This is a genomic window from Streptomyces sp. HUAS CB01 (assembly GCF_030406905.1).
Lineage (GTDB): Bacteria > Actinomycetota > Actinomycetes > Streptomycetales > Streptomycetaceae > Streptomyces > Streptomyces chengbuensis.
This window is the reverse complement of record NZ_CP129137.1, coordinates 3571732-3588933: the sequence shown is the minus strand read 5'-3', so window position 1 is coordinate 3588933 and position 17202 is coordinate 3571732. Positions and strand designations below refer to the sequence as shown.

Genomic DNA, 17202 nt, shown 5'->3' with positions numbered 1-17202 from the left:
ACCACGCACAGCAGGAGTTGAATCACGATGTACGAGCTCACAGGCGTCACCAAGCGCTATCAGCGCGGCAAGGACACCGTCCGGGCCCTCGACGGGGTGGACCTGACGATCCCGGACGGCGGCCGGCTGGTCATCCAGGGCCCGACGGGCGGCGGCAAGTCGACGCTGCTGCAGATGCTCGGCGGCCTGGACCGGCCGAGCGAGGGAGCGGTGGTGCTGGACGGGGTCGACCTCGCGACGCTGCCCGAGGCACGGCTCACCCGGGTGCGGGCCGAGAAGATCGGCTTCGTCTTCCAGGGATTCAACCTGGTGCCGACGCTCACGGCGCAGGAGAACGTGGAGACCGCGCTCGTACCGCTCGGACTGAAGGCGGCCGAGCGGCGCGAGCGGGCCGGCGAGGCGCTGGTGTCGGTCGGGCTCGGGGAGCGGCGGGGACATCTGCCGGGCGAGCTGTCCGGCGGTCAGCAGCAGCGGGTCGCCATCGCGCGGGCGCTGGTGAAACGTCCGGCGGTGCTGCTGGCCGACGAGCCGACGGGCAACCTGGACGAGTCCATGCGCGACGAGATCATGGAGCTGCTGGAAGGGCTGTGGGAGGAGAACGGGCTGACGTTCGTGATGGTCACCCATGACTCGGTGCTGGCACGGCGGGCGCCGAGGGTCGCGACGATCAGGAAGGGCCGGGTGACGATCCGGGAGCAGGCGGTCGGCGCGGTGTAGTGCTCCCGCCGGGCGGGGCGGGGCGGTTCGGGTGGGTGGGTGTACCGGGCCCGCGTTCCTCCGGGGACGCGGGCCCGGCCGGCTCGCCGTGTCCGCGGTCCCGTTCCCGGGGACGTTCGTGCCGGCCGTCCCACGGGCCGGCCTGCTTCAGGGCGGGCCGTCCCCGGCCCGCTGCCGGCTCCCGTCACGAACGTCGGGGGTGCCGGCCCTCGTCACGGAGGACGAGGTGCCGGCCCCTCACGGCGTGCAAGAGGCACGGCCCGCGCGCCGGGTCAGAGGCGGAGTGCCTCGCGGAGGTGCCCGTGGGCGCGCTTGAGGAGGTCCGCGGCCGTCAGGGCGTCGACGTCGGCGAGCAGCATCAGGATCGCCGTCTTGACCTCGCCGTCCGCCGCGGTCAGCGCCGTCTCCACGGCCGCGTCCGGCGCGTCGGTCGCGAGCTTCACGATGCGCCGGGAGCGGGCGCGGAGCTTCTCGTTCGAGGCGCGGACGTCGACCATCAGGTTCCCGTACGTCTTGCCCAGGCGGATCATCGTGATGGTCGAGATCATGTTGAGCACCAGCTTCTGTGCCGTGCCCGCCTTCAACCGGGTCGATCCGGTGAGGAGTTCGGGTCCGACGACCACCTCGATGCCGTGCTCCGCCGCCGCGGCCAGTGCGCTGCCCGCATTGCAGGAGAGGCCGATGGTGAGGGCGCCGGCCGTCCGGGCGTGCTCGACGGCCCCGACGGCGTACGGGGTGCGGCCGGAGGCGGAGATGCCGACCACGGTGTCGAGCGCCGTCAGGCCCAGACCGTCGAGGTCGGCGGCGGCCAGCTCCTCGGAGTCCTCCGCGCCCTCGACCGCCTCGACCATCGCCGACGGGCCGCCCGCGATCAGGCCGACGACCTCGTCCGGGCCGGTGTTGAACGTCGGCGGGCACTCGCTCGCGTCCAGGACGCCGAGCCGGCCCGCCGTGCCCGCGCCCGCGTAGACCAGCCGGCCGCCGCGGGCCATGCGGTCGGCGGTCGCGTCGATCGCGGCGGCGATGGCCGGGAGCCGGGTGGCGACGGCGTCGGGGACGGTCCGGTCCTCGCCGTTCATGATGCGGGCGATCTCTGCGGTCGGAAGCCGGTCGATGTCGGCGAGCTCGGGGCGGAACGCCTCGGTCGTGAGGCTCTCCAACTGCGCGCGCAGTTCGGCCGGTCCGGGAGTGGAGGTCATGGGAGGCGGCTCTCTCGGGTGGTTCAGCGGGTGCGGGGGGTGTGGCGGTGCGCGAGGGCCTCGTACGAGGCGGCGAGGGCCGGTGCGGCCGTCTCGTAGGTGCGCTGCATGACGCCGATGAACAGGCAGTCGACGACGAGGAGCTGGCTCGTCCGCGAGGACATGGCGGCCGGGCGCAGGTCGGTCTCGCGTGCCGTCGAGGTCGTCAGGACGTGGTCCGCGTACTGGGAGACCGGCCCGTCCGGACGGCCGGTGATCGCGACGGTCGTCGCTCCGTGATCGAACGCGACGCGCAGCGGCTCGATGATGTCGCCGGTCGAGCCGGAGTGGCTGATCGCCACGGCCGCGTCGCCGGAGCGGAGCTGCACGGCGTTGGTGACGGCGAGATGGGGGTCGCTGTGCGGGTGGGCGACCAGTCCGATGCGCAGGAGCTTCTGGGCGAGGTCCTGGGCGACCAGGCCGGACGCGCCCACGCCGTAGATGTCGATGCGGCGCGCGCCGGCGAGGGCCGTGACGGCGGCGCCCAGCTGGACGGTGTCCAGGCCCGCGGCGGTGTCGGCGAGGGTCTGCTGCTCGTCGTACGCGAGCTTCGCGACGACGTCGGCTATCGGGTCGTCGACCGCGATGTCGGCGGTGACGGACGGGGCGCGGCCCGACTGCTGCTGGGCGGCGAGGCCGGCGAGCGCGAGTCGCAGATCGCGGTAGCCGGGGTAGCCGAGGAGCCGGGCGGTCCGGACGACCGTGGCCTCGCTGGTGCCGGTGCGTTCGGCGAGTCCGGTGACCGTGAGCGCCGCGCAGCCTGCCGGGTCGCCCGCGACGGCTTCGGCGACCCGCTGCATGGAGCGGGTCATGGAGGGGGCGAGGGTGCGGACCTTCGCAGCGAGAGCGGCCGGGGCGGGCGGGACGTCGCCCACGGTGCCGCCGCTCGTGCCACCGGTGCCGCCGCTCTTCGTGGCGCCCCTGCGTGTGCCGCCGTCACCAGGGGTGCCGGTGCCACCTGAGGCGGACGTGCCCGGCCGGACCGGGGCGGCCGCGCCGGGGCGTCTGCCGGATCCCGGAGCATTGAAAGAATCCTTCAGGTCCTTGGTCACAGTTGAAAGATATTTTCGTCCGCTGTGAACGGTCAACCCCCTTTGTCCGGTGGACGGAGTCCCCGGGGACCCTCGTCCCGGGAGGTGCGGGGCCGTGCTGGGGGCCCGCACCCGAAAGGGTGACAATGACGGTATGGACGCCAACCCGCTCGAGCAGGCGCTGCATGCCGCCCGCGCCCTCGTCCTCGCTGACCTCACCGCCCGTGACGTGGCGCACGCCGAGGTCGTCTCCCTCGTCGAGGAGGCGGTCCGGGAGCGCCGTTGGTGGGTCGAGCAGTGGCCGGAGGGTGCGGAGTACGTGGCCGGGCTGATCGCCCAGGACGTACAGGACGCCCTGCTGGAACGGTACGGGCGGTGGCCGCTGTGCCCGGTCTGCACCTCCGGTGAGCCGCACGCACTGGACGTGGAACCCGAGTTGGGCCCCGACCCGCACTGGGTGTGCGGCAAGGCGGGCGTCGTGGTCGCGCCCGTCGGCGGCCTGCCGTGACCGTCTACATCGACCCGCCGACCTGGCCGGGGCACGGGATGCTGTGGTCCCACCTGGTCAGCGATGTGTCGTTCGAGGAACTCCACGCCTTCGCCGCGTCGATCGGCTGCCCCACCCGTGCCTTCGAACGCGACCACTACGACGTGCCCGCGCACCGCTACGAGGACGCCGTGCGCGCCGGCGCGGTCGAGATCGGGTCGAAGGAACTGGTCCGGCGGCTCACGGAGGCGGGACTGCGGCGCCGGAAGCACGGGGGTGGCGGCCGGTAGGCCGGCGGGAACGGCCGTACGACGGGACGGCCCTCCCGCGGGTGCGGCAGGGCCGGTGTGCCGCCCGGTCAGCCGACGCAGCCGGCGACCGTCCCGCTGGGGCTGCAGTTGTCGGGGACGTTCTCCTTCACACGGGTCCGGTTGAGGGTGACGGAGCCGGAGGCGCGGAAGATGCCGCCGCCGACCGACGCCTGGTTCTTCGTGACGGTGCTGTCGGTCAGGACGGTGTTGCCGCCGGGGGCGCCGTCCTCGTTGTAGACGCCGCCGCCCTGCGAGCCGGCGTCCCTGGTCTCGTTGCCGGTGATGTCGCTCGACTCCACCGTGGCCTCGTTGTCGTTCCAGAGGCCGCCGCCGTCGGCGTCGGCGACGTTCTCCTTGACCACACTGCGGCCGATCCACAGGAGTCCGGTGTTGTGGATCCCGCCGCCGTTCGCCGCGGTGTTCTTGTTGACGCTGCTGCGACCGACGATCAGGGTGCCCGTGTTGCGGATGCCGCCGCCGTCCCCGCCGGCCCTGTTGCCGGTGACACCGGTGGACTGGAGGTCCGCCGTCCCGTCGTTGTCGACACCGCCGCCGCCGTCGGCTTCGTTCTTGTCCACACTGCTGTGGGTGGCGGTCACATAGCCGTCGGCGGAGGCCACTCCGCCCCCGTCGGCCGTCGCCCTGTTCTGGCTGACGGCGCTGGAATCGAGGGAGACCACACCGCCGGAGGTGTGGATACCGCCTCCGTCGACGCCCGCGCTGTTCTTCTCCACCTTGCTGTCCCGGAGGATCACCCGCCCGCCGTCGTTCGCGACCGCCCCGCCGTTGCCCGCTGCCCGGTTGCGCGTGAGCGTGGCGGACTTGAGGAGCAGGGTCCGGCCGGTTCTGACGAGGACCGCCCCTCCGTCGCCCGCGCCGTCGCCGTTCTTCACGGTCAGGTCGTCCAGGGTGAGGAATCCGGCGGACCCGCCGACCTCGAAGATGCGGAACTGGGGCGTACCGGCCGCGACCGAGCGTTCGATGCTCGTGCCCTTGCCTCCGCGCAGGGTGACGGGCTCGTCGATGGTCGGGAGGGCTGACGTCAGGACGTAGCGGCAGTCGCGAGCCAGTTCGATCGTGCCGCCGTCCGCACCGAGGACGCCGTCGATGGCGTTCGTCAGAGCACTCGTGCTGCAGGCGATGCGGTCGTTTCCGTTGTCGGGGTTGAGGGAGGCCGCCTGGACCGGGGTCATCGGTACGACGGCCAGAGCCAGGGCGACGGCGCCGCCCGCGCTCGCGACGATTCTCATTGGGCGCTCCAGGAGAAGACTGACGGGGCTCTACCTCCCCCTGAGCGACCCTCACCCCGGCGCCGCACACCGGCAACCGAGGCGCCCGCCATCCGGCGCAACCCCGGCGGCGGTGCGTTCGGCCCGGGACGGGCACGGGCACCCCGGTGCGTCAGGCCGTGCCGCAGCGCGTCGCGCCGGTGTCCCGGCCGACGGAGGACGAGACCACCACGCGGCTCTTCCCGTGCGCCGGGTCCGCCCCCCCGGCGCTCGAATCGCAGGGCCAGGGCGACGAGCCCGAGGGCGGCGAGGGTCATCGCAGCCCCCGCCCACGCCGTGGCGGCGAAGCCGAGCCCCGCGTCGATGACCGTGCCGCCGAGCCAGGGCCCGCTGGTGTTCCCCAGGTTGAAGGCGGCGGTGGTCGTCGCGGCGGCCAGCGTGGGAGCCGCGCCCGCGACGTTGAACATCCGGGCGTTCAGGGCGGGGGCCGTGAAGAACGACGCGACGCCGATGAGGAACGACAGGCCCACCGCCGCCACCGGCGAAGCGGCGGTCAGGGCGAGCACGGCCAGCAGCACCGTCGAGGCGGTGATGCCGCCGAGCATCACGCCGAAGAGGTGCGCGTCGGCGATGCGGCCGCCGATCGCCGTGCCGAGCAGCGCGCCGACGCCGAAGAGCCCCAGGACGGTCGGCACCCAGCCGTCACCGAGTCCGGCGACGTCGGTGAGCAGCGGCGCCAGATAGGAGAACACGCAGAAGACGCCACCCGCGGACAGTGCGGTGACCGCGACGGCGAGCCAGACCTGACGGTCGCGGTAGATGGTGAGTTCGCGGTGGAGCCGCGGCTTCTCGTCGGGCACCGGGATGGGCGGGATCCTGGTCAGCACGCCGACCAGGGCCACCGCGGAGGCCGCGCCGACCGCCCAGAACGCCGAGCGCCAGCCGAGGTGCTCCCCGAGGAACGCGCCGGCCGGGACGCCCAGGACGTTGGCGATCGACAGCCCGCCGATCATCACGGCCATCGCGCGGGCGCGCGAGTCGACGGGCACCATCGCCATGGCCACCGCCGCGCCCACCGCCCAGAAGCCGGCACAGGCGAGGGCGCTGACCACCCGCGACACGAAGAGGACCTCGTACGTGGGTGCCAGCGCGCCGGCGACCTGGCCCAGCCCGAAGACGGTGATCAGGGTGACGAGCGTGGCGCGGCGGGGCAGCCGCAGGGTCGCCACGGCGAGCAGCGGCGCTCCCACGACCATCCCGATGGCGAACGCGGAGATCAGCAGCCCCGCGCGCGGGATCGAGACGTCCATGTCCTCGGCGATGGGCGGCAGCAGCCCGGACAGCATGAACTCGCTGGTGCCGAGCGCGAAGACCGAGAGGCCCAGGATGTAGACGGCCAGCGGCATACGGGGGCGGGGACCGGCGGATGCTGCGGGCATGACAGTGGCCAACAGCCGGATGGCGCCTGTCATTCCCGGGTTCCCGGGACCGTCCGCATGGTGGACGCGGGGCAGCGCACGACGAAGGTGCGCTGCGCCACGGGCTCAGGACTCCCGGAGGCGCTCCAGCTCCGCGGCCGCGTTGCGCCGTGCGGCCTCCTCCCACTCCCGCTGCCCGTACGGCGTGCGGAACAGCCGCGGCAGGTCGAGGAGATGGCGCAGGACGTCGGCCCGGCCCGCGCGGAAGGCGTCGTCCGGGACGAAGCCGTACTCCTCGCGTACGGCGGCGGCGTACCTCTCGTACGCGTCCGGCGGCGAGGCGAGGATCGCCAGGTCGGCGTCGCAGAGCACCGTGCCGTTGGCGTCGTCGTCCTGAGCCGCGTGGGTCCGGGTGAGCAGCACCAGCCGGGACACCTCCTCGGTACGTGCCCGGTCGACGCCGAGTTCGGGCAGGGCCCGCTCGGCGAGACGTGCGCTGCGCTCCTCGTTGGTGGAGCGCTCCGGCAGGTACACCGCGTCGTGGAACCAGGCCGCGAGGCGTACGAGGTCGGCGTCGTCCGCGTACTCGGCGAGCGTGTCGACGCGGTCCAGGACCGCCACCAGGTGGTCGGTGGTGTGGTACCGCCGCTGCGGCTCGGCCCAGCGGCCGAGCAGGTCGTCGGCGTACCGGTCCGGGCCGGGCAGAGCGGTGTCCGGTGCGCGGTCGGCGACCGCGGCCACGGTCGCGGCCCAGCGTCGGCGGAGGTCGTCATGGGCGGGGTGCTGCGGAAGCGCGGGCATGGCCACATTGTCCAGCCGGCCGGTGACGGGTGGTTGCCGGGGCGCTCCTGGCGCCCCCGGGTCCCTCCGGCCGTCCCCGGACCCCGTCCCGCGTCGTCCCCGGGTCCCTCCGGCCGTCCCCGGACCCCGTCCCGCGTCGTCCCCGGGTCCCTCCGGCCGTCCTTGAACCCTCCCGACCCGCACCTGGCCCCTCCCGACCCCTCCGGCTTCGTCCCGCATCGGTCCCTGTCGGTCGTCCCGCGTGCCCGGAATGCTGACGTAACGGTCTTACCAGGTGATAATGGATACGCCTGTGTCTCATCCCCCGTGCGGAGGCAGACACCATGAACGCAGCGGTCACAGCGCAGAGCATGCCGAAGACGGAACTGGCGGCCCAGATCCTGGCCGCGATCGGTCCGCTGACCTTCGGGGTCATCCTCATCGTCCTGCTGGGTGGCGCGATGTGGTGGGACGGGCGGCGGCGGGCCCGACTGCGTGTCCCGAGGCCCGAGGAGCAGCCGAAGGCGGCCGACCACCGCGAGCACATCGAGGAGGTCAGGGAAGAGGACGACGACGCCTTCCCCGAGGACGGCAGCCGGCTCCTGCCCTACAACCTGAGGACCCACACGTCGCACACCACCGGCAAGGGGCCCGAGGCGCGGCCGCAGCACGGCAGGCGCAGCGGTGGGGCGTTCGGGAGCGGCAGTCTGGGCGGCTGAGTCCCGCGGCTGCGCGAACGGTGCGGCCGCTGTCGCCCGGGCGGGACGGGCGCGGCGGCCGAAAGGTGTGCCCGGGGGCCGGAGGAGTGCCGGGGGTCGGCTGCGGGGTGCACGGACGCGGACTAGGCTGGCTCCGTATTGGACTAGACCTGTATCGCGTCTACCGGCGGAGGATGAGCCATGAGCAACCGTGCACTCCTGGAGGTGATCGCCCTCGACGCGCGGGACGCGGTCGCCGCGCAGGCCGGGGGAGCGGACCGGCTCGAGCTGGTCAGCGACATGGCGGCGGACGGGCTCAGCCCGTCCCGGCAGACCTTCGGCCGCATCCGCGCGGCGGTGGACATCCCGCTGCGGGTGATGCTCCGGCTCGCGGACGGCTTCGCGGCGGGCGACCTCGACGCGCTCGTGGGAGTCGCTCGCGGACTGCGGGCGGAGGGCGCGGAGGAGTTCGTGTTCGGATTCCTCGACGCGCACGGTGATCCCGACCTCGTCACGGTCGAACGGCTGGTCGCCGAGATCGAGGGCTGCCGGTGGACGTTCCACCGGGCCGTCGACCGCGCGGCGGACCGCGACGCCCTGCGCAAGCAGCTCGCCGACCTGCCCGGCCTCGATGCGTACCTCACCGCGGGCAGCGCGGCGGGCGTCGACGACGGAATGCCGGTGCTGGTGGCCGAGGCGGCGAGGCGGGACGAGCCCGGCTACGAGCCGCGGATGCTGATCGGCGGCGGTCTCCGCCTCGACCACCTCCCGGCTCTCCGCGCCGTCGGTCTGGACGCGTTCCACATCGGCGGCGCCGCACGGCCCGGCGGCTGGAAGGCGCCGGTGGACGAGGCGGCGGTACGCGAGTGGCGCGCGGCGGTGGACGGCGCGAGCGCGTGATCGGGGGCACGGCCCGAGCCGCAGCACGCCGCCCTAGGCGTCCCGGCAGAGGTCCCTGACCTCGGCGCACGGCCGGAAACCGGCCGATCTGTAGGTGGCGACGGCGGCGGCGTTCGAGCTGGGGGTGCAGACGAGCGCGCTCGACGAGCCCAGCTCCCGGAGCGCGGCCGCCGCGGCGAGGGTGATCGCCTCGCCGTAGCCGCGGCGGCGGTGTTCCCGGTGCACGCCCATCGGTTCGAGCAACCCGGGCCTGCCCGGACCGGCCGACCACACCGTCACCGCCGCCACCGCGTCACCCCGGTCGTCGTACGCGACCAGACACCGGGCGTCGGCGTACGGCAGTCCGGCCGCCATCGCGTGCCAGCGCTCGACCGTGAACCTCGACGCGTCGAAGGCGGCCCGCTGCACGGCGGCGAACGCGTGCGCCCGCTCCGGCCCGACCACCTCGATCCGCACACCCGGGTCCTTCACCGGCTCCGTGAGGTCGCGGCGCAGCGGCGTCCACGGCTCATCGGCGTTCCAGCCGTCCTCGGACAGCAGATCGTGGACCAGGGCACCCGCCGGCACCTCGACGTTCACCCTCCCCGGGGGCAGCACACCGCGCTCCGGCCCGGTCAGGTCCGCGGCCAACCGCCGCGCTAGCTCCTCGTCCCGGAGGGCGTCCGGCGCGATCGCCAGCCGCAACAGCCCGGGACCGTCCAGCAGCCCGACGGCGAGAGTCCGTCCGTCCCGGCTCCACGTCCTGACTGCCTCGGCGGTCGCTTCCGCACCCCACCGCCAGAACCAGCCGAGGTCCCCCGGATGCAGCTGCATCGGCGCCCCGTCGCTCTGCCATGCGCGCAGAACGCCCACGGCCTCGCCCAGCCCGTCGACTCCCGGCCTGCCCATCGCCATCGCCATGGCCCCGATCAGACACCACCGCGCCGACGGTCCGCACGCGGTTTCCGGCCGGCCCCTCCGCACATGACGCGGATCGGGGACCCCGGGAAGGTTCGGGGCCCGGGACGGCAGTGGACGATCGACGACACACGGTCCAGGTGCCGGTGCGTGCACGGCTCCGCCCGTGCGCAGCGGGCCGGGCCGCCCGGTGCCGACTCCCGCGCGGCTCCGCCCGGATCACCCCAACTGCCACGGCAGGGGCGAAGAGTGGAGCACCGTCAGGCCGGAGACCGCACGGGTCAGGGCCACGTACAGCCGGCGCAGGCCCGTGCGCTCGTCGGGCTCGGCGGCGACCACGGCCGCGGGGTCGTCGAGGACCACGTAGTCGTACTCGAGCCCCTTCGCGAGTGACGCCGGCACCAGGGTGAGCCGGATGTCCGGGGTGGTCTCCTCGCCCGGGGCGAGGAAGGGGACGCCGGCGTCGGCCAGCGCGGCGGCCAGGGCCGGCACCCGGTCGTCGGCGGCGATCAGTCCGGTCGAACCCTCGCGCCGCAGCGCCGACAGACACGCGGCGACCACGTCCGCGTCGCTCTCCGACGGCCGGATCTCCAGCGAGCCGGGGGACTCGCGGACCGAGCGGACCTCCGTCAGCCCGGGCGACATGTGCGGCAGCAGCCGGGACGCGTACGCGATCACCTCTCGGGGCACCCGGAAGCCGGCCGTCAGCTCCTCCACCAGTGCGTCGGGCTTGCCCAGATGGGCCAGCGCCTCGGACCAGCTCGCCGTCGCCCACGGGGTCGTTCCCTGCGCCAGATCGCCGAGGACCGTCGCCGAGCCCGTCGTGCATCGGCGCCCCACCGCCCGGTACTGCATCGGCGACAGGTCCTGCGCCTCGTCGAGGACGACATGGCCCAGGGACGGCGTGCGCTCGACGAGGTCGTTCGCCTCGTCGATCAGCACCGCGTCCGCCGCGGACCAGCGCGCCGAGCGGACCGAGCGCGGCGGCCTGGCCCAGAGGATCGCCTTCTGCTCGTCCGCGGTCAGCACCCCGTCCGCGTGTTCCGCCAGGAAGTCCGGGTCCGACAACAGGCGCAGCACCAGCCTCGCCGGGTCGACCTGCGGCCAGACCGCCTTCACCGCCGCCTTCACCGCCGCGTTGCGCGCCACCGAGTCCTGCACCCGGTCGTCCGGTGCCTCGCCGGCCTGCTCCATGCGGACGAGGACCGCGTGCGCGATGCGCTGCGGCAGCGCGTCGCGGGCCGCGCCGTAGCGGATGTCGCGGTCCAGCAACTCCCGGACGATCTGCTCCAGTTCGTACGCGGGGACCCGCCAGCGCCGGGAGCCGCGGACCACCATCACCGGCTCGGCCGGCATCGTCACGTGCGAACGGACCGCGCGCCGCAGCACCTCCGCCATCCGCGCGTCGCCCTTGACCAGCGCCGCCGCGGGCTCGTCAGCCCCGCGCACCTCGACATGGGCGACGAAGTCCGCGACCGTCGCCTGCTTGACCTCCAACTCGCCGAGCGCGGGCAGGACTTGCTCGATGTAGTGGAGGAAGGACCGGTTCGGCCCGATGACCAGCGTGCCGGTGCGGGCCAGCCGCTCGCGGTGCGCGTACAGCAGGTACGCCACCCGGTGCAGGCCCACGGCGGTCTTCCCGGTGCCCGGACCGCCCTGCACGCACACCGTCCCCGCCAGTCCCGACCGTACGATCTCGTCCTGCTCGGGCTGGATCGTGGCCACGATGTCGCGCATCGGCCCCACACGGGGGCGTTCGATCTCCGCCTGGAGCAGCCGGCTGGTCCGGTCGGCCTCCGTCGGGTCGCTGAGGTGCTCGTCCTCGTACGCCGTGAGGTCGCCGCCCGTGTAGCCGAAGCGGCGGCGCAGCCGCACGTCCATCGGATCCTTGCGGGAGGCCCGGTAGAACGGCTGGGAGACCGGCGCGCGCCAGTCGATCACCATCGGGTCCCCGTCGCCGTCGTGCACATGGCGCCGTCCGATGTAGAAGCGCTGCCCCTCCTGCGTGGTGTGCAGATAGTCCAGCCGGCCGAAGAAGAGCGGGGTGTGGGCGAGGTCCGCGAGCGCCTTGATCCGCTCGTTGATCTGCGACTCCAGGACGACGGCGTTCACCCAGTTCGCCGTGACGTCTCGGATGTCCAGGGCCTCGACGTCCTCGCGCATCGCACGCAGGGCCGCGCGTGAGGACGTCAGATGGGCCCGTTCACGGCCCAGGGGATCGTGCGCCGGTGCTTCGGGCGCTTCGGGCGCGGGCACGGTGCTGCCTCCGAAGGTACGTTGGAAGTGCGACATGACAGCACACCCGGTTTCCGTCCGGGAGGCGGCTCTCCTGCGAGGGAGGCGGGCAAGACGGGCGATTTTACTCAGCCCGTCGAGCCGGGGCGAACGGATTTCGCGGGGCGGGGTCCACCCCGTAGGGGAGGCCCCCGGGGGCGGGTCCACCCCGTAGGGGAGGCCCTCTGTCCGAAGTCGTACGCGCCCGCGGCCGGCGTTCAGCCCGCAGGCCGATGTGACGCTCACGCCGACAAACCATCCTGGTCACATGAGTGCAGCCACCTTCACCCCAGCGTCCCGGCCCGGTCGCGGAGCCACCGCCACCGGCGCCCCGGCCCACCACTCCCACCGTCTCGGCGACGCGCTGAGGGCGGTCAAGGTCTTCGTCACGACGGCGTTCGGCGTCGCGGTCCTCGGGGAGTACAGCGAGGAAGCGGGCGTCCGCCGGCACCTCTGAGTCCCGCTGGGCCGTCCGCCGGATCACCCTGGTGGCGGCCGTCCGCGCCGTGCGTGGGCCGTGCCGTACCGGAGCGCGGTCGCCCCCGACGGCCGGACGCCCGCTGATCCACTAGGGTCGCGGCCGTGACGCTTCCGTACCGGACCGTGACCGCCCGGTCGCTCCCGGCGACCGCCGCTCTCGCCCTCTCGCTCGCCGCACTGGTCGCGCTCTGCCTCGCCCAGCGCATCCCCATGGCCGACACCCTCGTGTACCGCGCCGAGGGAGCCGCCGTCGCCAACGGCACCGACCTCTACGGCTTCACCGTCACGCACTGGCAGCTCCCCGCCGCCTGTCCGCCCTTCGCCGCGATCCTGTTCGTGCCGACGACCTGGCTGCCGGTCGCCGCCCTCAAGGTCGTCTTCGTCGCGGGGAACGCCCTGCTCCTGGCCCTGCTCGTCCGGCTCTCCTGCCGCTTCGCCGGGCTGTCCCCCTCCCTGCCCGCGGTCCTGGCCGCCACCGCCGTCGGGCTGTGGCTCGAACCCGTCTTCCAGACCCTGGTGTTCGGCCAGATCAACCTCGCCCTCGTGTGCCTGGTGCTGTGGGACCTCTCCCGACCGGACGACGCCGTCGGCAAGGGCTTCGCCCTGGGGGTCGCGGCGGGCGTGAAGCTCACCCCCGCCGTCTTCGTCGTCCTGCTGCTGATCACCGGACGCCGCCGGTGCGGACTCACCGCGCTCGCGTCCTTCGCCGGCACGGTGCTGCTGGGCGCGCTCGTACTCCCCGAGGCCAGCGCCGACTTCTGGACGAGGCGGGTCCTGGAGACCGAGCGGGTCGGCAAGGCGTGGATCGTCGACAACCAGTCATTGCAGGGGCTGTTCGCGCGTCTGCTGCACACGACCGAACCGGGTGCCGTGTGGGCGGCGGCCGCGCTGCTGACCGCCGTCGCGGCACTGTGGACCGCCCGACGGGCGCCGGAGCGCTGGGCGGTGCTGGCCGTCGCGTTCGCCGCACTGCTCGTCTCGCCGATCAGCTGGTCCCACCACTGGGTGTGGTGCGTGCCGCTGCTGGCGGTGCTGATCGCCGAGGGGCGCAGGGGCACCGCCGCGCTGATGGCCGCGATCTTCCTGACGCGCAGCATGTGGCTCGTACCGCACGCGGGCGACCTGGACCTCCGACTGCCCTGGTGGCAGCAGCCGTTGGCGTCCCCGTACGCGCCCCTGGGGCTGGCCGTCCTGGCGCTCGCGGCTCTTCGCGCACGCGACGGCGGCGACGGGGACGGCGGGTTGCCCGGTCGGCGCCGGACCGCGGCGACGGGAGCGGCGCCGGGCGCAGGCACCGGAGCCGCACGCTGAGCGCCGCCGTCGTGGCTGCCCGTCGCCGTACGCACGGGGCCGTACGCACGGGCCGGGCCGGCGCATCGACCCACCGGGCCGGTCCGGTGGCCGCTGACGCCGTCAGCCCTCCGGGAGCAGGATGTCCGCGTCGTCGAAGATCCGCAGGACGACGAGGAGCAACCGCCCCCGCGAGATTATGTACTCGGCCACGACCTGTGACGTGAGCCGGATCTCGCGGTCCTGCTCGCCGGGGCCTATGGGACGGGAGTGCTCGGTGTACGGGTCGCGGGCGAGGATCTCGACCGCCTTGTCGAACGAGGCCCGGCGTACCGGGTCCAGCCGGTCGCGGTCACGGGCCGCCGACTCCGTGAAGAGCACCTCGTAGCTGTCGTGGTGCGGCATCGAGTCCTCCTCGGCCCGTGGTGCCTCCCGGCCCTCCTGCCCGGCCGGTCCGCCGTGCGCTCCCGGCCGCGGTGTGTACCCGTCGTCCGGACCGGTCCGCGGTGCGCCCGGCCCCGTGATCCGTACCGGTGACCTCGACCGCTGACGGCCGGGGCTCCGCGTCCCGGGGCCAGCGTAGCGAGCGGCGGGTCCCCGGGCGCGGGTGTCGGCGGACTCCGGCGGCGCCCCGGCTGCCGTCCGCCGTCAGCCCTCGGCCGCCAGGTCGTCCGCGTCGACGATCCGGTACGCGTACCCCTGCTCAGCGAGGAAGCGCTGGCGGTGCGCCGCGAAGTCCTGGTCGATCGTGTCGCGGGCCACCACCGAGTAGAAGTGGGCCTTGTGGCCGTCGGCCTTCGGGCGCAGGACGCGGCCGAGGCGCTGGGCCTCCTCCTGGCGGGAGCCGAAGGTGCCCGAGACCTGGATGGCGATGGTCGCCTCCGGCAGGTCGATCGAGAAGTTCGCGACCTTGGAGACGACCAGGACCGAGATCTCGCCGTTCCGGAAGGCGTCGAAGAGCTTCTCCCGCTGGGAGTTCGGCGTCTCGCCCTTGATGACCGGCGCGTCCAGGTGCTCGCCGAGTTCGTCGAGCTGGTCGATGTACTGGCCGATGACCAGCGTCTGCTGGCCCGCGTGCTTGCGGACGAGCGCCTCGGTGACCTTCCGCTTGGTGTCCGTGGTGGCGCAGAAGCGGTACTTCTCCTCGGTCTCCGCCGTCGCGTACGCGAGCCGCTCGGACTCCGTCAGATTCACCCGGACCTCGACGCAGTCGGCGGGCGCGATGTACCCCTGCGCCTCGATCTCCTTCCAGGGCGCGTCGAACCGCTTCGGACCGATGAGCGAGAAGACGTCCGACTCGCGGCCGTCCTCGCGCACCAGCGTCGCCGTCAGGCCGAGCCGGCGGCGGGCCTGCAGATCGGCCGTGAACTTGAAGACCGGCGCGGGCAGCAGATGCACCTCGTCGTAGAGGATCAGGCCCCAGTCGCGGGAGTCGAACAGCTCCAGGTGCGGATAGATGCCCTTCCGCTTCGTCGTGAGCACCTGGTACGTGGCGATGGTGACCGGGCGGATCTCCTTCTTCGCGCCGCTGTACTCGCCGATCTCCTCCTCGGTCAGCGAGGTGCGCCTGATCAGCTCGTGCTTCCACTGGCGGGCGGAGACGGTGTTGGTGACGAGGATGAGCGTGGTCGCCTTGGCCTGGGCCATCGCCCCGGCGCCGACGAGCGTCTTGCCCGCGCCGCAGGGGAGCACGACGACGCCCGAGCCGCCGTGCCAGAAGCCCTCGACGGCCTGCTTCTGGTACGGGCGCAGGGCCCAGCCGGACTCGTCCAGGTCGATGCGGTGGGCCTCGCCGTCGACGTATCCCGCGTGGTCCTCGGCGGGCCAGCCGAGCTTCAGCAGCGTCTGCTTGATCTGCCCGCGCTCGGAGGGGTGCACGGCGACCGTGTCCGGGTCGATCCGGGTGCCGACCAGCGGCTGGATCTTCTTGGAGCGCAGGATCTCCTCGAGCACGGGCCGGTCGGTCGTCGTCAGCACCAGGCCGTGGGTGGGGTGCTTGACGAGCGTGAGGCGGCCGTACCGGGCCATCGTCTCGGCCACGTCGACGAGCAGGGCGTGCGGGACGGGGTAGCGGGAGAACTCGACGAGGGCGTCCACGACCTGCTCGGCGTCGTGCCCGGCCGCTCGCGCGTTCCAGAGGCCGAGCGGGGTGACGCGGTAGGTGTGGATGTGTTCGGGAGCGCGCTCCAGCTCGGCGAAGGGGGCGATGGCGCGGCGGCAGGCGTCGGCCTGGTCGTGGTCGACCTCGAGCAGGAGGGTCTTGTCGCTCTGGACGATGAGCGGTCCGTTCACGCGGGTGACCTTTCCTCGTGGCCTGCGTCCGGGTCCCGGCGATCCCGTGCGGCCAAACGTCCAGTTTGCCTCATCGGGCGGTGCGACAGCGTGGCCCCGGCCACACCGCCGCCCGCACCGCCCGCCGGCCGTTCGTCGGTGGACGGCGGGCGGGCGGCGGTGGACGGCGGTGGATCTGCGGCGGCCCCTCCCGATGCCGCCCCCGCCCCTGCCTCTGTGCTGATCCCGCCTCTGTGCCGCCCCTGCCCCGCGGAGTCGCCTCCAGCGGCCTTCCCGAAGTCCCACGGCCGTCCCGGCCACCCCGATCCGCCCCCTGCGGCCGGGACACCGGCCCCTACCAGGGCCGCACCCCCGGCCCCGTGGGATCTCCGGCTCCCCCCATCCCCCCTCAAGCTCCCCCCGAGCCCACCTCCTCCCGGTTCCCTCCGACCCCCGACCGTCCCCCCGAGCCCACCTCCTCCCGTTCGCCCCCGATCTCCCCCGATCTCCCCGATCCCCCCGGGCCACCTCCCGGCTCGACCCCCTCCCGTCTCCTCCCTGTCCCTCCCGTCTCCTCCCTGTCCCGCTCGCCTCCGGCCGCCCCCGAGCCGCCCCGCGGGGCTCAGATCAGCGGGCTGTTGATCAGCGGGCCTTCGATCTGGACGGTGACCGGAGCCGGGCCGAGGTGACCGAGGGCGAGGAGGGCGGCCGTCGCGAGGACGGCAGCGATACGGCGCATGGCCGGTGTCCCTTCTGTGCCGGCGCTCCCCTGGTGAGCGCTGCGGTGGTCGTCGTGCGCGGCCCGGAAGCGGGTCCGCGCCGTTCGGCGCGGCGCGAACCCACTGGTTCGGCACGGGGTTCGGCTACAGCGTGAGTCCGCCGCCGAGATCGATACCGACCGCCGACGCCCCGAGTGGCCGTCGCGCCCAGGAACGCGGCTGCGGCGACGAGAACGGTGGTGACACGACGCATGGAAACGACTCTCCTTCCGGCTGTCCCGGGCCGGTCGCGGCCCGGGAACGTCACGGGGACGCCGGGTGACTGCCCGTGGCCCCGAGCAGGAATGCCGAAGGTCGCTCCCCGGTGGGTAATTGATCACCCTCGGGCGGGAACCGTCCCGGTCGTCCGCATGATTCGCGGAATCGCCGGGGCGCCTGGGCGCCCGCCACGTGCCGGTCGTG

General features: G+C 73.7%; 16 protein-coding genes. 7 read left to right on the top strand and 9 right to left on the bottom strand.

The window, feature by feature from the left end:
- Positions 1 to 27 precede the first annotated feature (27 nt).
- Positions 28 to 717 carry an ABC transporter ATP-binding protein gene (locus tag QRN89_RS15805; protein ID WP_290350059.1) on the top strand — a complete coding sequence of 230 codons (690 nt, stop codon included), beginning with the start codon at positions 28 to 30 and terminating at the stop codon, positions 715 to 717.
- Positions 718 to 989: 272 nt separating this feature from the next.
- On the opposite strand, the gene murQ is transcribed toward QRN89_RS15805, so the two are convergent.
- On the bottom strand, positions 990 to 1916 hold the full coding sequence (murQ, locus tag QRN89_RS15800; RefSeq protein WP_290350058.1) for an N-acetylmuramic acid 6-phosphate etherase: 927 nt from the start codon (positions 1914 to 1916) through the stop codon (positions 990 to 992).
- A gap of 23 nt (positions 1917 to 1939) precedes the next feature.
- Positions 1940 to 2830 carry a MurR/RpiR family transcriptional regulator gene (locus QRN89_RS15795; protein ID WP_290353725.1) on the bottom strand — a complete coding sequence of 297 codons (891 nt, stop codon included), beginning with the start codon at positions 2828 to 2830 and terminating at the stop codon, positions 1940 to 1942.
- Positions 2831 to 3140: 310 nt separating this feature from the next.
- On the opposite strand from QRN89_RS15795, the gene QRN89_RS15790 reads away from it, so the two are divergent.
- Complete coding sequence (locus QRN89_RS15790) at positions 3141 to 3494, top strand: DUF8819 family protein (protein ID WP_290350057.1); 354 nt, start codon at positions 3141 to 3143, stop codon at positions 3492 to 3494.
- Complete coding sequence (locus QRN89_RS15785; RefSeq protein WP_290350056.1) at positions 3491 to 3763, top strand: DUF4031 domain-containing protein; 273 nt, start codon at positions 3491 to 3493, stop codon at positions 3761 to 3763. Before QRN89_RS15790 ends, QRN89_RS15785 begins: the two co-directional genes overlap by 4 nt.
- Before the next feature lie 68 nt (positions 3764 to 3831).
- On the opposite strand, the gene QRN89_RS15780 is transcribed toward QRN89_RS15785, so the two are convergent.
- From QRN89_RS15780 to QRN89_RS15770, 3 genes are all read right to left on the bottom strand, one after another.
- Positions 3832 to 5034, bottom strand: a complete 1203-nt coding sequence (locus QRN89_RS15780; RefSeq protein ID WP_290350055.1) for a hypothetical protein — start codon at positions 5032 to 5034, stop codon at positions 3832 to 3834.
- Positions 5031 to 6419 (bottom strand): Cmx/CmrA family chloramphenicol efflux MFS transporter, encoded by a 1389-nt coding sequence (locus QRN89_RS15775; RefSeq protein ID WP_290353724.1) that lies wholly within the window; start codon positions 6417 to 6419, stop codon positions 5031 to 5033. Before QRN89_RS15775 ends, QRN89_RS15780 begins: the two co-directional genes overlap by 4 nt.
- Before the next feature lie 138 nt (positions 6420 to 6557).
- Positions 6558 to 7232 carry an HD domain-containing protein gene (locus QRN89_RS15770; RefSeq protein WP_290350054.1) on the bottom strand — a complete coding sequence of 225 codons (675 nt, stop codon included), beginning with the start codon at positions 7230 to 7232 and terminating at the stop codon, positions 6558 to 6560.
- A 323-nt stretch (positions 7233 to 7555) separates the two neighbouring features.
- Here QRN89_RS15770 and QRN89_RS15765 point away from each other — a divergent pair, with 323 nt between their 5' ends.
- Both QRN89_RS15765 and QRN89_RS15760 read left to right on the top strand, forming a co-directional pair.
- On the top strand, positions 7556 to 7930 hold the full coding sequence (locus QRN89_RS15765) for a DUF6479 family protein (protein ID WP_290350053.1): 375 nt from the start codon (positions 7556 to 7558) through the stop codon (positions 7928 to 7930).
- 180 nt (positions 7931 to 8110) lie between these two features.
- Positions 8111 to 8809: a copper homeostasis protein CutC gene (locus QRN89_RS15760; RefSeq protein WP_290350052.1), complete on the top strand. Its 699-nt coding sequence runs from the start codon at positions 8111 to 8113 to the stop codon at positions 8807 to 8809.
- A 33-nt stretch (positions 8810 to 8842) separates the two neighbouring features.
- On the opposite strand, the gene QRN89_RS15755 is transcribed toward QRN89_RS15760, so the two are convergent.
- The gene (locus QRN89_RS15755; RefSeq protein WP_290350050.1) at positions 8843 to 9709 is read right to left on the bottom strand and encodes a GNAT family N-acetyltransferase; all 867 of its coding nucleotides are present in this window, start codon (positions 9707 to 9709) and stop codon (positions 8843 to 8845) included.
- Positions 9710 to 9925: 216 nt separating this feature from the next.
- The gene (locus QRN89_RS15750) at positions 9926 to 11998 is read right to left on the bottom strand and encodes a HelD family protein (protein ID WP_435833255.1); all 2073 of its coding nucleotides are present in this window, start codon (positions 11996 to 11998) and stop codon (positions 9926 to 9928) included.
- Positions 11999 to 12248: 250 nt separating this feature from the next.
- Between QRN89_RS15750 and QRN89_RS15745 the strand changes: the two genes are divergently transcribed.
- Positions 12249 to 12437: a hypothetical protein gene (locus tag QRN89_RS15745; protein WP_290350049.1), complete on the top strand. Its 189-nt coding sequence runs from the start codon at positions 12249 to 12251 to the stop codon at positions 12435 to 12437.
- 125 nt (positions 12438 to 12562) lie between these two features.
- Positions 12563 to 13771, top strand: coding sequence for a glycosyltransferase 87 family protein (locus QRN89_RS15740; RefSeq protein ID WP_435833254.1), 1209 nt, complete (start codon positions 12563 to 12565; stop codon positions 13769 to 13771).
- A 102-nt stretch (positions 13772 to 13873) separates the two neighbouring features.
- Here the strand turns inward: QRN89_RS15740 and QRN89_RS15735 are convergent, their stop codons facing one another.
- Positions 13874 to 14155, bottom strand: coding sequence for a type II toxin-antitoxin system RelE family toxin (locus QRN89_RS15735; protein ID WP_290350048.1), 282 nt, complete (start codon positions 14153 to 14155; stop codon positions 13874 to 13876).
- A gap of 243 nt (positions 14156 to 14398) precedes the next feature.
- Positions 14399 to 16042: a DNA repair helicase XPB gene (locus QRN89_RS15730; RefSeq protein ID WP_290350047.1), complete on the bottom strand. Its 1644-nt coding sequence runs from the start codon at positions 16040 to 16042 to the stop codon at positions 14399 to 14401.
- Positions 16043 to 17202 lie beyond the last annotated feature (1160 nt).

Coding starts and splice junctions, on each gene's coding strand:
- QRN89_RS15805 (WP_290350059.1), top strand. CDS start 28: ATGTACGAGCTCACAGGCGTCACCAAGCGCTATCAGCGCGGCAAGGAC.
- murQ (WP_290350058.1), bottom strand. CDS start 1,916: ATGACCTCCACTCCCGGACCGGCCGAACTGCGCGCGCAGTTGGAGAGC.
- QRN89_RS15790 (WP_290350057.1), top strand. CDS start 3,141: ATGGACGCCAACCCGCTCGAGCAGGCGCTGCATGCCGCCCGCGCCCTC.
- QRN89_RS15780 (WP_290350055.1), bottom strand. CDS start 5,034: ATGAGAATCGTCGCGAGCGCGGGCGGCGCCGTCGCCCTGGCTCTGGCC.
- QRN89_RS15775 (WP_290353724.1), bottom strand. CDS start 6,419: ATGCCGCTGGCCGTCTACATCCTGGGCCTCTCGGTCTTCGCGCTCGGC.
- QRN89_RS15770 (WP_290350054.1), bottom strand. CDS start 7,232: ATGCCCGCGCTTCCGCAGCACCCCGCCCATGACGACCTCCGCCGACGC.
- QRN89_RS15765 (WP_290350053.1), top strand. CDS start 7,556: ATGAACGCAGCGGTCACAGCGCAGAGCATGCCGAAGACGGAACTGGCG.
- QRN89_RS15760 (WP_290350052.1), top strand. CDS start 8,111: ATGAGCAACCGTGCACTCCTGGAGGTGATCGCCCTCGACGCGCGGGAC.
- QRN89_RS15755 (WP_290350050.1), bottom strand. CDS start 9,709: ATGGCGATGGCGATGGGCAGGCCGGGAGTCGACGGGCTGGGCGAGGCC.
- QRN89_RS15750 (WP_435833255.1), bottom strand. CDS start 11,998: ATGTCGCACTTCCAACGTACCTTCGGAGGCAGCACCGTGCCCGCGCCC.
- QRN89_RS15745 (WP_290350049.1), top strand. CDS start 12,249: ATGAGTGCAGCCACCTTCACCCCAGCGTCCCGGCCCGGTCGCGGAGCC.
- QRN89_RS15735 (WP_290350048.1), bottom strand. CDS start 14,155: ATGCCGCACCACGACAGCTACGAGGTGCTCTTCACGGAGTCGGCGGCC.